This is a genomic window from Limosilactobacillus avium (assembly GCF_947381485.1).
Lineage (GTDB): Bacteria > Bacillota > Bacilli > Lactobacillales > Lactobacillaceae > Limosilactobacillus > Limosilactobacillus avium.
In genome coordinates this window covers 19,794-34,100 of sequence record NZ_CANCWN010000012.1, presented here as the reverse complement: position 1 = coordinate 34,100, position 14,307 = coordinate 19,794, and the positions used below count along the sequence as shown (strand labels likewise).

The following is a 14,307-nucleotide window of genomic DNA, read 5'->3' as shown; positions in this document are numbered from 1 at the left end:
CAAAGGATTTTTTTGAAAGTCTGTTATAATACTTACAGAAAGTGAGTGATTATTAATGGATAAGGAAGGAATTCGCCAACACGTTCTGGAGACGGCTAACCGACGTTACGCAACCAAAAAGTACGACCCGCAGCGGTACATTTCTCCGGAAGACTGGCACACCATCTTAGAAGTGGGCCGGCTTTCACCTAGTTCCTTTGGTTATGAGCCTTGGAAGTTTATCCTGATTAATTCCCCGCAGGTTAAGAAGGACATTCGGCCCTTCGCCTGGGGAGCGGCTAATAGTCTCGACGGGGCCGACAAGTTACTGCTGATCCTGGCACGGACAGACGTGACCTACGACAGCGACTATGTTCGTCACCTGGTGTCTGACGTTAAGCACCACCAATACTCACCAGATTCAAAGCCTTCCCAGGCCTTCAAGCACTTCCAGGAAAACGACCTGGGGATTAAGAATGACCAGGAGCTCTTTGATTGGGCCAGCAAGCAGACCTACATTGCAATGGCAAACATGATGACGACAGCAACCGAGCTCGGTATTGACTCCTGTCCGATTGTGGGCTTCAACTACGCGAAGATGAACGAATACCTAAGCAAGCGGGGAATTATCGACCCGCAGCACTGGCGCGTTTCGGTAATGGTCAGCTTCGGTTACCGCGACCAGTCAATCAAGCCTAAGGTTCGGCAACCGCTGACGGCAATTTACGAAGAATTAAAGTAGAAATGAATAAAGCCCGTAAATCCGGCATTTAATTGCTGAATTTACGGGCTTATTTCTTGGCCATTTTACAGAAACGGTTGACATTCACCGTCGTAACGATTAAAGTATCATTAAAATATTATTAGAAACATGGAAAGAATATTAGAGAGAAGCGGATAAGTATGACACGAAAAGTTGGTGTGATTGGCCAAGGGCACGTTGGTGAGACCCTGGCGAATAATCTGTTGGTGACCGGGACCGTGGATAAGCTAGTCCTAATTGATACAAACGAAAAGAAACTGAACGCGAACGTAACTGACTTCGAGGACGCAGCGGCGAACCTGCCGACCCACACAAAGGTCCTTCGTAATGATTACGGGGCCCTGAGTGATGCCGACGTGGTAGTGATCGCGGTTGGCGATATTGGCATCCAAAATGACGATGTCAAGCATGACCGCTTCATGGAACTAAAGGTGAACAGCCACGCTGCCAAGGAAGTCGGGACCAAACTGAAGGAGGTCGGTTTCAACGGTGTCCTGGTTTCAATCAGTAATCCCTGCGACGTCATTGCGGCTCTCTTCCAAAAGTACACCGGTCTGCCAAAGAACCAGGTGATTGGGACTGGGACCCTGCTTGACACCGCCCGCCTCCACAAGGTTGTTGGTCAGGCCCTAAACGTTGATCCCCGTTCGGTAACCGGCTACGCACTGGGCGAACACGGCAACTCCCAGTTTGCGGCATGGTCACAGGTCCGTGTCCTCGGTCAAAACATTACCGACCTCGCTGCCGCCAGTGATGACCTGGACTTAGACGCCCTTGCCGAAGCCACCAAGGCCGGCGGTTACACCGTTTTCCACGGCAAGCTTTACACCAACTTCGGGATTGCGGCGGCCGCTTTCCGGTTGGTTACCGCCATCCTTAACGATGCCAACATTGAGCTGCCGTGCTCCAACTTCCGTGAGGAGTACGGGACCTACTGCGGCTACCCTGCTATCATTGGCAACGGTGGGGTGGTCAAGCAACTGCAGCTGAACTTGACGCCCGATGAGGAAAAGAAGTTAGCCAAGTCAGCAAACTACATTCGGACTCGCTTTGACGAGACTGCCCAAAAGTTAGCAGCGGAATAAGCAGGAACACCACTCCTGATAATAAAAAAGCTGGAAGAAAGGCACTTGGATGCTTTTCTTCCAGCTTTTTAACTTTAACTCTTAGTCCTTGTACATGTAGTCCCGGGTCATCGGCAGGTTCTTGCCAGAAGGCCCCTTAGTGATCAAGAACTGGATAACATCGATGTTTCCGGATTCGAAGGAAGCGGCACATGCCTGCAGGTAGAGGTCCCACATCCGGGTGAAGCGTTCACCCATCATATCCTGGATCTGGTTCCGGTTGGCGTTGAAGTTGGCGTCCCAGATCTCCAGGGTGTGTTGGTAGTGGCGGCGCAGCATTTCCATGTCAGCCAGTTGCATGTGGTTTTCGACAATGTGACCAACCATTTCTTGCAGGCCGGGAATGTAGCCACCAGGGAAGATGTACTTGTTGATCCAACCATTGTAGGCCCCACCCTGTTGCCGGGTGATTCCGTGAATGAGGGCCACCCCGTTATTACTGAGATAGCGTTGAACGTCCTTGAAGTACAGGCCCAGGTTTTCCTTACCAACGTGTTCGAACATCCCCACTGAGGTGATGTAGTCCCAGGTCTGGTCACCGAGCTCCCGGTAGTCGACTAGCTTGACTTCGGCAACGTCTTCCAAGCCTTCGTCCTTAATCTTCTGTTGGACAAAGCGGAACTGTTCCTCACTCAGGGTGACCCCGGTGACCTTGAGGCCAAATTCCTTGGCGGCGGTCAGCATCAGGGTTCCCCAGCCACAACCAATGTCTAAGAGGGTCTTGCCAGGCTTCGGGTCCAATTTCTTCAGAATGTGGTGAACCTTGGCTTCCTGGGCCTTCGTCAGGTCATCCCAGTTGCCATCCGTGAAGTAGGCACATGAGTAGGTCATCGTGTCGTCCAACCAGAGCTTGTAGAAGTCGTTCCCCACGTCGTAGTGACTTTGGACGTCGGATTGACTTTCCTTTTCGGAGTGCCCTTGCTTTGGTAAGAACTTCCGGAACTTAGAGCTGCGCATGAAACTACCGGCGCTTTCGTAGACGGATTCAATGAGCTTTTGGATGCTGCCATCGATTTCAATCTTACCGTCCATGTAGGCTTCTCCGAGGGCAATTGAGGCGTTCTTGGTAACATCACGAATCGGAATCTTCTCCTTAAAGGTGATGGTTACCTCGGGGTCGCCGTTACCGTAAACCACGCTCTTGCCATCCCAGAAGACAACCTTAACTGGGATCGTAAATGAATGGCTTAGCAGTGACTTGTAGAACGTCTTTTCTAGCATTTCAACGTTTCCTTCTTTCTCAAATTAATAGGATTATTATAACACCCCGTAAATTAATTCAAGGAAAAGAAGTTTCAAATCTCCCAAATATTTGAAAATCCTTATATAATTATAATGATGAGAAAGGGTGATCATATGGTTGATGCTTGGCATCGCTTTATTAAAAATGTGGAGCTGCGACGGTTTGTAGTGCTCGCGATAATTATCGTGGTCCTTTGGATGGTCCGGTCAATGATGAACATGATTTTGTTTACCTTTATCCTGACCTACATCGTCGTTAACTGGGTCCACCTGGTCCGACGGTGGCTTCCCAAACTATCGCCAGCCATCATTACGGTGGTGACCTACGTCCTGTTGCTTTTGCTATTGTACTTCGGGGTTACCAAGTACCTGCCAGTCCTGGTTCGCCAAATTATCAAAATGGTTAATTCGGTGGTGAAGTTCTACGAGACCAACGACACAACGGCCTTTTACCACTATATTAACCACTACGTCAGCACGGCGACGATTATGAACCAGGTGAAGCATGGCATCTCACTCGCCGTCAGCACGCTGACCAGCATTGGGGTCGTGACTGCGACCTTCCTTTTGTCACTGATTTTGAGCTTCTTTTACACCTTGGAGCTTGACCAGATGGAAAGTTTCTCCCTGCTCTTCCTCGACAGCAAGTTCAGCTGGTTCTTCCAGGACGTGGCCTACTTCGGTAAGAAGTTTACCAATACCTTCGGGGTCGTCTTGGAGGCCCAATTCTTCATCGCCATCTGCAACACGGTGATTACAACGGTGTGCCTGACCGTGATGAAGATGCCGCAGATTTTTGCGTTGGCGCTGATTGTCTTCATCTTCAGCCTGGTACCGGTTGCCGGGGTGATTATTTCTACGATTCCCCTCAGCTTGGTGGCCTACTCTGTTGGCGGCCTGCGGGACGTGGTTTACATTATCATCATGGTGATCGTTATCCACGCCATCGAGGCCTACGTTTTGAACCCCAAGTTCATGTCCAGCCAGACCGATCTGCCAATCTTCTACACCTTCGTGGTTCTGCTGGTCAGCGAGCACTTCTGGGGTACCTGGGGTCTCATTGTCGGGGTCCCCATCTTCACCTTCCTGCTTGACATCCTCGGTGTTAAGTCGATTCACCACCACCGTAAGTCACGGCGAGCCTGAGTCTTGTGTAATCCTGTACATTAATGGAAATTGAAAAGAAAAAACAAATTTATTACGAACAAAAATAGTAAATGGTGAGCAAGCTAATTATCCGCTTAGCAATGCCGTCATTACGGCCTCAATGAGCTAAAAAGGATCGTTGGCTTGCTCATTTTCTTTAAAATTGTTCACAAGGCAGCGAGCAAAGTGTGAAGGGGCACCAATGTGAGCAGTGATCAATCTTGTGCTTGTTTTCTGAAAAGATTAGAATTTAATTATAACGTAACTTGAAGGACAGACGAGGTGGATATAAATGGAAAAACAATTACATGGTTCAGATGTCATCATCGATAGCTTACGCAAACACGGTGTTGACCTGGTATTCGGGATCCCGGGTGCTAAGATTGACCGCTTGTTTGAAGGCCTTGACGGCAAGGAAAGCACGGACGCACCAAAGCTGATTGTCACCCGGCACGAGCAAAACGCGGTCTTTATGGCCCAGGCCTATGCCCGCTTGACTGGTAAGACCGGGGTGGCCATCAGTACTTCCGGTCCGGGGGTTGGTAACCTGACGACCGGGATCATGACGGCCAATGCAGAAGGGGACCCGGTCCTGGCCATCGGTGGTCAGGTCCAACGGAAGGACCTCCACCGTTTAACTCACCAGAGCACCCCGTCTGCCGAAATTATGGCCCCAATCACCCAGTACAGTGCTGAAATCCAGGACCCGGACAACATTTCCGAAACGATGGCCAACGCATTTGAGGCCAGCCAGGGTTCACCAAAGGGGGCGGCCTTTGTCAGCCTGCCGCAAGACGTTGACGATGCGGTCGTTAATGAAAAGCCCCTGCCAATCTACGAGGCCCCGAAGATGGGTCCCGTCGATGCCGATAACTTGGCAAAGTTAGTTGACCTGGTAAAGAACAGCAAGATGCCCGTCATCCTGGTCGGCCAACGGGGCGGTAACGAAGAGGTCACCGCTGCTTTACGGCAGCTCCTCCGGGACTACTCCTTCCCCGTTGTTGAAACCTTCCAGGCCGCGGGGGTTGTCTCCCGTGACCTAGAGGAACAGTCCTACTTTGGCCGGGTGGGTCTCTTCCGCAACCAGGTTGGTGACCAGCTCCTCCAACAAAGTGACCTGGTAATCGCCGTTGGTTATGACGCAATTGAATACGAACCACGGAACTGGAACAAGGAAGGACAACTGCGGATTGTCAACCTGGATACCCAACCGGCCCAGATTGACAACCACTACACTCCAATCATGCAGATGGTCGGTGACATTGCCACCAGCCTGAAGCAGTTTGACCAGCTGCTGAAGGGGTACAGCTACCCGGCAGCGGCCAAGAAGCAACTTGCCACCTACAAGCAACAATTGGATAAGGACAAGCAGATTGAGGCACCCCAAAGTCATGGGGTCAGTCACCCGCTAGCGGTTGTCCAAGCCATTCAGGAAAATGTGACTGACGACATGATCGTTTCCTTGGACGTTGGTTCCCACTACATCTGGATGGCCCGGCACTTCCGTTGTTACCAACCGCGCCACTTGCTGATCAGTAACGGGATGCAGACCCTCGGGGTAGGCCTGCCATGGGCAATGGTTGCCGCCATGCTCCACCCAGAACACAAGGCCGTTGCTGTCTGTGGTGACGGGGGCTTCCTCTTCTCCGGGGTCGAATTGGCTACGGCTGTCCAGCACCACCTGAACCTGGTAACGATTGTCTGGGACGATGGTGGTCACTACGACATGGTTAAGTTCCAGGAAGAAATGAAGTACCCAGAGGCTGCCGGGGTTAACTTCGGTAAGTGTGACGTTGTTAAATTCGCCGAAAGCTTTGGTGCTACTGGCCTGCGGGTTGAAAAACCGGCCGACCTGAAGAAGACCCTGCACAAGGCCTTCAACATTGATGGCCCCGTGGTGGTCGATGTTCCAGTCGACTACAGCAACAACAAGGACTTAGCAGCCCACTTGATTGATTCACAATTAGGTTAATGAAAGGAAATGATCTTATCAGTACTTTGTACGAACACGGTACGTTAGCTTCTTTGATGGCTGGTAACATGGACGGGACGATCACCGTTGCCGACCTGTTAAAACATGGTTCGACGGGAATTGGGACCTTTAACGGGCTCGATGGTGAGGTAATCATCCTCGGTGGTGAGGTTTACCAGGCGGTATCTGATGGGCACGTTAACCACGTGACCGACCGGCAAGCTAAGATGCCATTTGCCTCGGTCCACACCCCAGAAGATCTGGAGAAGATTGAACTGTCTAATGTTGACTTCACGGCATTAAACGGCGACTTTGTTGAAAAGCACGCGCTGAAGAACGTCTTTGCCGCACTGCGGTTAAAGGGAAAGTTCAACCACGTCAAGGTGCGGATTGCACCTAAGCAGGAGAAGCCATACCCAAGCCTGCTGGAAGTTGCCAAGGGCCAACCAACGTTTACCAATGACAACGTTGCGGGGACGATTATTGGTTACTACGCCCCAGAAATCTTTGGCAGTGTTACCGCGGCCGGTTGGCACCTCCACTTCATCAGTGATGACCGTCAGTTTGCTGGTCACCTCTTGGAGTTCAATGCGGACCAGTTGACTGGTGACCTGCAGATCTTTGATAACTTGCAGCAGCACATGCCGATTAACGACCAGGCATTCCGCCAGGGCGAGGTTGACATGGGGACCCTGCGGGATAGCATTGCCCAATCTGAAGGAAATAACGATTAAAACGAGAATAAGGTATTAGCGCGCTCCGTGTGGCTATATGGGGCGATTGCCGGCAACGGGTCAGCAATTGTTCGTAATTAGACGCCAGGAACGCGCTTTTCTTGTGGAAGCCCTTTGACATAAGGACAGATAACCGCTAAGCTGGAATAGCTAGTTGATTTTCAACTTAATTTAATGGATTATTCGTGAAAAGAGGTTTACGAACAGCAGAAAATACAGTATTCTATCATTATAGTCGAACAAGCAACTATGATGTGACAATAAAGTTCGTGTATAACGAAAGGGGACGATTGCAATGATGACGGATATCGAAATTGCAGACCAAGCGGAAATGAAGCCGATTAAAGAGGTCGCAGAAAAGATTGGCCTGGGTGAGGATGATATTGAGCAGTACGGAAAGTACAAGGCGAAGATCAGCCTCCCCGTCACGGCGCACCCGGACAAAAAGCACAAGCTAGTCTTGGTAACGTCAATCAACCCCACGCCAGCCGGTGAGGGGAAGTCAACCGTCCTCGTTGGTTTAGGGGATGCCTTAAACCAGCTGGGTCACCAGACCATCATTGCAATGCGGGAACCTTCGATGGGACCAGTCTTTGGAATCAAAGGTGGGGCCACCGGTGGGGGCTACAGTCAGGTCGTCCCGATGGAGGACATCAACCTTCACTTTACTGGTGACCTGCACGCCCTAACGAGTGCGAATAACACCCTGGCGGCCCTGGTTGATAACTACATTATGCGTGGCAACGAGCTGGGCCTGGACCCCCGTCGAATTATCTGGAAGCGGGTTGAAGACGTTAACGACCGGGCCCTGCGAAACGTTGTCACCGGCCTGGGGGGCTTAATGCAGGGGGTTCCCCGGCAAACCGGCTTTGACATCACGGCTGCTTCTGAGTTGATGGCGATCCTATGCCTGTCGACCGACCTGATGGACTTGAAGAAGCGAGTTGGGCGGATCGTTGTCGGCTACACCTATGACAAGAAGCCGGTCACGGTGGCCGAACTCGGCTTTGCGGACGCCATTACGATCCTTTTGAAAGACGCCATTAAGCCTAACCTTGTCCAGACACTGGACCACACCCCGACGATTATTCACGGTGGCCCGTTCGCTAACATTGCCCACGGCTGTAACAGTGTGCTGGCCACCAAGACGGCATTGCAGTTGGCGGACTACACCGTTACGGAGTCTGGCTTCGGTGCCGACCTCGGAGCGGAGAAGTTCATGGACATCAAGCGCCGGGTCCTGGGTAAGAACCCGGATGCGGTGGTAATCGTCGCTACGGTTCGGGCCCTTGAATATAACGGTGGTGCTGCCCTGGCTGATTTGAAAGACGAGCACCTTCCGGAATTGAAGAAGGGGATGGCCAACCTGAACCGCCACATCAAGAACATGCAGCGGTACGGTGTTCCCTTGGTGGTAGCCATTAACCACTTCGTCACGGATACGAAAGCCGAGATCAAACTGATCGAGGATAACTGTAAGGAACTCGGGGTCAACGTCGTGCCGGTGGACGCCTGGGCTAAGGGCGGTGCCGGAACGCAGGGCCTAGCCCAAGAGGTTGTCCGGTTGGCGGACCAGCAGAGTGACTTCCACGAGTTGTACAGCTTGGACGCGACCCCGGAAGAAAAGATTCGGACAATTGCGACTAAGATTTACGGCGCCAAGGACGTTGAATTTAGTCGCGCTGCCAAGCGTCAGCTGAAGCAGTTTACTGAACTCGGCTGGGACAAGCTGCCGGTCTGCATCGCCAAGACCCAGTACTCCTTTACTGATGATAAGAGCCAGCTGGGGGCCCCAGAAGGCTTTACCTTCCACATCCGAAGCCTCGTTCCCAAGCTCGGCGCCGGCTTCATTGTCGCCCTATCCGGCAACATGATGACAATGCCGGGCCTGTCCAAGGTACCAGCGGCCGTTAACATGACCATTGATAAGGACGGTAAGATTACTGGCTTGTTCTAAGATAAGAAATTGCGCCCAGCTGGGTAAAACCAGTTCGGCGCTTTTTATTTACTAATATTTATACGAACTTTATATTATTAAATATCTATTTTGTTCGTAAATGCTATTGAAGTGAGCCCGTTGATTTGGTATCCTTAAAGCAGTTTTTAAGGAGGTAACATGATGAGCAAAATTAGTGTTGTGATGGGCAGTAAGTCAGACTGGCCAACCGTTAAAGAAGCTTGCAAGATTTTGGACCAATTCGGTGTCGACTATGATAAGAACGTCATTTCCGCCCACCGGATGCCAAACGAAATGTTCGCCTTTGCCCAGGGGGCAGTTAAGAAGGGGACGAAGGTAATCATCGCCTGTGCCGGTGGTGCCGCCCACCTTCCGGGGATGATTGCCGCTAACACTCCGTTACCGGTGATCGGCATTCCCGGGCAAACTAAGGCCCTTGGCGGGATGGACTCGCTGCTGTCAATCGTCCAAATGCCAGCGGGAATTCCCGTTGCCACCACAGCAATCGGGGTTGCGGGCGCTAAAAACGCAGCACTGTTAGCTCTGCAGATCTTGGGGACCACTGATCAGGCAATTCAGGATCAGATTGTTGAATACCGGAAGCAGATGCACGACGCAGCAAAGGAAAGCGGTGCTCACCTTGACTAAGATGATTCAACAGGGCCAAACAATCGGTATCATCGGTGGGGGTCAGCTCGGTCAGATGATGGCCCTCGACGCCAAGCAGACGGGGATGAAGGTCATTATCCTGGACCCGACGCCCCACTGCCCGGCTGGCCAGGTCGCCGATGACCAGATAGTGGCGGAATACGCTGACGTTAAGGCAATTGAGGAACTGGCCCGCCGGTCGGACGTCCTCACCTATGAGTTCGAAAACGTTGACCTTAACGCCCTCCGTGACGTGGCCGATAAGGTTTACGTTCCCCAGGGCACCCACCTGCTGTACACCACCAAGAACCGGATCCGGGAAAAGACCTTCCTACGCAAGGCGGGCCTTAAAACCGCCCCGTTCATGCCGGTTAAGAACCAACAGGACCTGGAAAAGGCGGTGGCGGAGATTGGCTACCCCTGCGTGCTGAAGACCTGCGAGGGCGGCTATGATGGTCATGGCCAGGAGGTCCTTCACAGTGATCAGGACCTGACCAAGTGTGCAGGGATTCTCTCCACTAGAGACGCCATTCTCGAAGGGTGGGTACCCTTTAAGTTGGAATGCTCCGTCATGGTTGGTCGCAACGAAGACGGTGCAGTTACCGTCTTCCCCGTTTCGGAGAATATTCACCACGACGAGATTTTGCACATCAGCATCGTCCCCGCCCGCATCGCGCCTGAATTACAGGAACGGGCCCAGCAAATGGCCATTAAGATTGCCCACGCGATTGACCTCCGGGGGATCCTGGGCGTCGAGATGTTCGTGGGAAACGATGGGGAGATTTACATCAATGAGCTGGCCCCGCGGCCGCATAATTCTGGCCACTACTCGATTGAGGCCTGCAACTTCTCCCAATTTGCCATCCACAACCGGGCGGTCTGCAACTGGCCCCTCCCCAAGATTGAGTTGCTGCACCCGGTAATTATGGTCAACGTCTTGGGACAGCATGTGCAGGGGGTTCGCGAACAGATTCCCCAAAAGCCGAACTGGCACTTCCATGACTACGGCAAGGCGGAAGTCCGCCACAACCGGAAGATGGGGCACGTGACGATCTTAACTGATGACTTTGCGGCCACCCTGAAGGAGATCGCAGATACCCACATTTGGGATGAATAGGGCTTGGGAGATTTCTCAACCTGTGCGATAATAACTGCAGAATAAACATAGAGAGGATTTTAACCGATGATTGACCGTTATACTAGTCCAGAGATGAAGAAGATCTGGAGCTTAGAAACTCAGTACCAATGCTGGCTAGAAGTTGAAATTGCTGCTGACGAGGCCTGGAGCAAGCTGGGGCACATTCCGGCTGAAGACGTGGAAAAGATCAAGAAGAACGCCAAGTTTAGTGTCGAGGGGATCGCTGAAATTGAAGCTGTGACCCACCATGACGTGATTGCCTTTACCCGTGACGTCTCCAAGTCCCTTGGCCCAGAACGGAAGTGGGTCCACTACGGGATGACCAGCACCGACGTCGTTGACACCGCCCAGGGTCTCCGTCTGAAGAAGGCCAACGACATCCTCCGCAAGGACATTGATGACTTCATGGCCGTCTTAAAGGAAATGGCTGAAAAGTACAAGTACACCGTCTGCATGGGCCGGACCCACGGGGTACACGCTGAACCAACCACCTTTGGTTTGAAGGCCGCCCGCTGGTACTCCGAAATGAAGCGGAACAAGGAACGGTTTGAACACGCCGCCCGGGGCGTTGAAGCTGGTAAGATCTCCGGTGCGGTGGGGACCTTCGCAGAAATCGACCCCTTCGTTGAGAAGTACGTTTGCGACCGCCTCGGCCTCCGTGCCCAGGAAATCTCAACCCAAGTTCTGCCACGGGACCTGCACGCCGAATACATCGCCACGATTGCTTTGATTGGAACCAGCATGGAGGAAATGGCAACCGAAATTCGTTCCCTCCAACGGACCGAAATCCATGAAGTCGAAGAGCACTTCGCCAAGGGACAAAAGGGCTCCTCAGCCATGCCCCACAAGCGGAACCCAATTGGCTCTGAAAACATCTGCGGTTGTGCCCGGGTCCTCCGGGGGCATGTTGTAACGGCCTATGAGGACGTCGCATTGTGGCACGAGCGGGACATTTCCCACTCCAGCGCAGAACGGATGATTTTACCCGATTCGACTGCTCTTCTTGATTACATGCTCCGCCGGTTCGGCCGGATCCTGAAGAACCTGGACGTCTTCCCGGAGACGATGAAGAAGAATATGGATAAGACCCTTGGCCTGATTTACAGTGGTCGGGTCCTCCTCAAGCTGGTTAACAGTGGAATGAGCCGGGAAGCGGCTTACGACCTGATCCAGCCGTACACCGCGAAGTGCTGGGCAGAACAGATCCCGTTCCGCCCGCTGTTGGAAAAGGACCCAACAATTCAAAAGCAACTCACTAAAGAAGACCTGGACGACGCCTTTGACTACCACTGGCACCTCCGCCACGTCGATGACATTTACAAGCGGGTTGGCTTGGACTAGTAAAAAAGGGAGTGAGACAGAACTAGCTTGCTAGTTCGTTTTCGAACCCCCGCAAGCACAAAGAGGACTCTAGCGTTCGGAGAAACCGAACACTAGAGTCCCTTTGTGTACTGCGCTGTAGCATTTTCAACTATATAGGAGATTCACAGCCCCTTTCCTGCGATCTCCTTCAAAGGAGAGTTTTATATGAAATTCAACCACCAATTTTACAAGACGAATAGCTTCCTGTTCGGGCTCGCCCTGGTCCTTGCCCCGCTAATTGACCTGGTGTCTGACCATGACCCGGTTGGCCGCCTGTTGGACTTCGGCTGCCAACTATTCGGGGTGATTTTTCTAATCGCCTGCCTCTTCAAACGGCGGTCTTAGGCGGTCGGGTAGTTCTTGCCGAAGATCTTCAGTTCCCGGTATTCGCCGTTAACCTTTGAAATATTGGGCAGGTGGCCCCACCTCTCGTAGTTGCAACTCGTAAAGAGGTTTTGACTCGGTTGGTTGCGCTCGTAAATGTAGGCCACCACCGTCTTGAAGTGGAGGTGCCCCTTGATTTGCTGGTCGACGAAGTTAAGGAGGGCCCGGCCCAACCCCTTTCGCCGCGCCTGCTTGTGGATGTAGATGGCAATCTCTGCCGAATCCGCATAGGCGTGGTTGGGGTAGAAGGGCTCGAGGGCGCACCAGCCACAAACCTGACCGTCAATGGTCACCACCCATAGTGGGTGCCGGTCGTCAAACTGGGCAAACCAGTCCTGCCGGTCCGCCACTGTTACGGCCTGACTCTCATCAGTTGCGATTCCTGCCTGGACCGCTTCGTTAAAAATCGCTACAATTGTTTCTTGGTCGGCCTTCTGGGCCCGGCGAATCTTAATCGTTGGTTTTGCTTTCAAAGTGATTTCCCCTCACATGTTGGTTTATGAACACATTGTAGACTAAAAAGCGTCATCTTCCCAATCTATTGATTGCGAAGGTGACGCTTTATTTATTCTCTAACCTTTTCCGGAACGGTTTGCCAGCTGTTAGCGATGGGGAGGAAGGCAACCTGCCGGCCGCTCTGTCGCAAAGAGGCACATAGTTGCTCAAGATCATCATGGTCGATAACCGGGGTTAGTCCGCTCCAGTAATCCTGACCAGTGGCCTGTTGCTGCCAGGAGACGGTCGGAATGTTGGAGACAATTGAAAGGAGGTTGCCGGTACCCTCAACGGTAATCAGGTACCGCTGGGGAACGGCCGTGAGCGGCTTGGCGATGGCCGGCTTGCGGTAGCTGTTGAACTCCCTTCCGCAGTTGCCTTTCACAATGTCATCACCGGTTGCCAAAAGGTCGCTGAGAATGCTGTTGGCAGTGGGGGTGGCACCAGCACCCGGGCCGGTATAGGTGGTCTCACCCAAGGCATCACTCTGCACGGCGATCGCGTTCTGGACCCCGTTGACGTGGGCCAGTGGCTCGGCAGCAGGGATTGCGGCCGGGCCGACGAATGAGAAGAGCTGGTGCTTTTCCTCCTTGGCCACCGCCAGCAGCTTGACCTTTAGTCCCAGCTGGTTGGCGCTAGCTAGCTGGGCCGGCGAGACGTTGGTAATTCCTTGGGCCGGCACGTCCTTGAGGGACAAGGACTGGCCAAACGCGAAGCGGCTGAGGATGATCAGCTTGTAGGTGGCGTCAATTCCCTGGACGTCATTGGTGGGGTCGGCTTCCGCATAGCCGAGTTCCTGGGCGGCCGCCAGTGCCGTCTTGTAGTCCTGGCCTTTACGGTCCATGGCCGTCAAAACATAGTTCGCGGTCCCGTTGATGATCCCCGTAATTTGGGTAATCTGGTCGGTCTCCAGGCAGCTGGACAGGACGCGGAGGATGGGAATTCCCCCGGCCACACTGGCCTCGTAGAAGAAGTCGACCTTGGCAGTCTTGGCCAGTTGGAGAATTTCCTCCCCGGCCGTGGCCAGGAGGTCCTTGTTGGCACTGATGATTGACTTGCCATTGAGAATTGCCTGGCAGATGGCCACCTTGGCGGGCGCGATGGTTCCCATGGCTTCAACCACAATATGGATTTCTGGGTCATCGACCACGTCAGTGACCTTATCAGTCAAAATTGTCCCAGCCGGTAAACGGTCACCCTGGTGGTGTGCCAGGTTATGGACAGCAACACTCTTCAACTTGAAGCGAAAATCTTGGGTCCGGGCAATCTTAGCCGCCTGCGTTTGCAAAAGGGTGACGACCCCCTTACCAACGGTTCCGAGGCCCAACAGACCGATTGTGATTGTTTCCATAGCAAATCTTCC

13 protein-coding genes are annotated in these 14,307 nt (G+C 52.7%); 10 read left to right on the top strand and 3 right to left on the bottom strand.

What is annotated here, in order from left to right:
* The first annotated feature begins 55 nt into the window (after nt 1–55).
* Together QOS01_RS05400 and QOS01_RS05395 are read left to right on the top strand one after the other, a co-directional pair.
* Nucleotides 56–721 carry an NAD(P)H-dependent oxidoreductase gene (locus QOS01_RS05400; RefSeq protein WP_283621430.1) on the top strand — a complete coding sequence of 222 codons (666 nt, stop codon included), beginning with the start codon at nt 56–58 and terminating at the stop codon, nt 719–721.
* A gap of 161 nt (nt 722–882) precedes the next feature.
* The gene (locus QOS01_RS05395) at nt 883–1,827 is read left to right on the top strand and encodes an L-lactate dehydrogenase (RefSeq protein ID WP_283621429.1); all 945 of its coding nucleotides are present in this window, start codon (nt 883–885) and stop codon (nt 1,825–1,827) included.
* An 81-nt stretch (nt 1,828–1,908) separates the two neighbouring features.
* Here the strand turns inward: QOS01_RS05395 and QOS01_RS05390 are convergent, their stop codons facing one another.
* Nucleotides 1,909–3,087 carry an SAM-dependent methyltransferase gene (locus tag QOS01_RS05390; RefSeq protein WP_283621428.1) on the bottom strand — a complete coding sequence of 393 codons (1,179 nt, stop codon included), beginning with the start codon at nt 3,085–3,087 and terminating at the stop codon, nt 1,909–1,911.
* A gap of 135 nt (nt 3,088–3,222) precedes the next feature.
* Between QOS01_RS05390 and QOS01_RS05385 the strand changes: the two genes are divergently transcribed.
* The 8 genes from QOS01_RS05385 (at nt 3,223) to QOS01_RS05350 (ending at nt 12,410) form a co-directional block, all read left to right on the top strand.
* Nucleotides 3,223–4,254, top strand: a complete 1,032-nt coding sequence (locus QOS01_RS05385; RefSeq protein WP_283621427.1) for an AI-2E family transporter — start codon at nt 3,223–3,225, stop codon at nt 4,252–4,254.
* Nucleotides 4,255–4,546: 292 nt separating this feature from the next.
* Entirely contained in the window at nt 4,547–6,226 is a 1,680-nt protein-coding gene (gene alsS / locus QOS01_RS05380; protein WP_283621426.1) for an acetolactate synthase AlsS, read from the top strand.
* A complete protein-coding gene (budA, locus tag QOS01_RS05375; protein ID WP_283621425.1) occupies nt 6,226–6,960 on the top strand; it encodes an acetolactate decarboxylase in 735 nt (244 codons plus the stop codon). Before alsS ends, budA begins: the two co-directional genes overlap by 1 nt.
* Before the next feature lie 295 nt (nt 6,961–7,255).
* The gene (locus QOS01_RS05370) at nt 7,256–8,917 is read left to right on the top strand and encodes a formate--tetrahydrofolate ligase (RefSeq protein WP_283621424.1); all 1,662 of its coding nucleotides are present in this window, start codon (nt 7,256–7,258) and stop codon (nt 8,915–8,917) included.
* 162 nt (nt 8,918–9,079) lie between these two features.
* A complete protein-coding gene (purE, locus tag QOS01_RS05365) occupies nt 9,080–9,565 on the top strand; it encodes a 5-(carboxyamino)imidazole ribonucleotide mutase (protein ID WP_283621423.1) in 486 nt (161 codons plus the stop codon).
* A 1-nt stretch (nt 9,566) separates the two neighbouring features.
* Nucleotides 9,567–10,682 carry a 5-(carboxyamino)imidazole ribonucleotide synthase gene (gene purK, locus QOS01_RS05360; protein WP_283621446.1) on the top strand — a complete coding sequence of 372 codons (1,116 nt, stop codon included), beginning with the start codon at nt 9,567–9,569 and terminating at the stop codon, nt 10,680–10,682.
* A 66-nt stretch (nt 10,683–10,748) separates the two neighbouring features.
* Nucleotides 10,749–12,044, top strand: a complete 1,296-nt coding sequence (purB, locus tag QOS01_RS05355; protein ID WP_283621422.1) for an adenylosuccinate lyase — start codon at nt 10,749–10,751, stop codon at nt 12,042–12,044.
* A 186-nt stretch (nt 12,045–12,230) separates the two neighbouring features.
* Entirely contained in the window at nt 12,231–12,410 is a 180-nt protein-coding gene (locus QOS01_RS05350; protein WP_047768756.1) for a hypothetical protein, read from the top strand.
* Here the strand turns inward: QOS01_RS05350 and QOS01_RS05345 are convergent.
* Together QOS01_RS05345 and QOS01_RS05340 are read right to left on the bottom strand one after the other, a co-directional pair.
* Entirely contained in the window at nt 12,407–12,922 is a 516-nt protein-coding gene (locus tag QOS01_RS05345) for a GNAT family N-acetyltransferase (RefSeq protein WP_053003055.1), read from the bottom strand. The genes QOS01_RS05350 and QOS01_RS05345 overlap by 4 nt on opposite strands.
* A gap of 92 nt (nt 12,923–13,014) precedes the next feature.
* Nucleotides 13,015–14,295 carry a homoserine dehydrogenase gene (locus QOS01_RS05340; protein WP_053003054.1) on the bottom strand — a complete coding sequence of 427 codons (1,281 nt, stop codon included), beginning with the start codon at nt 14,293–14,295 and terminating at the stop codon, nt 13,015–13,017.
* Nucleotides 14,296–14,307 lie beyond the last annotated feature (12 nt).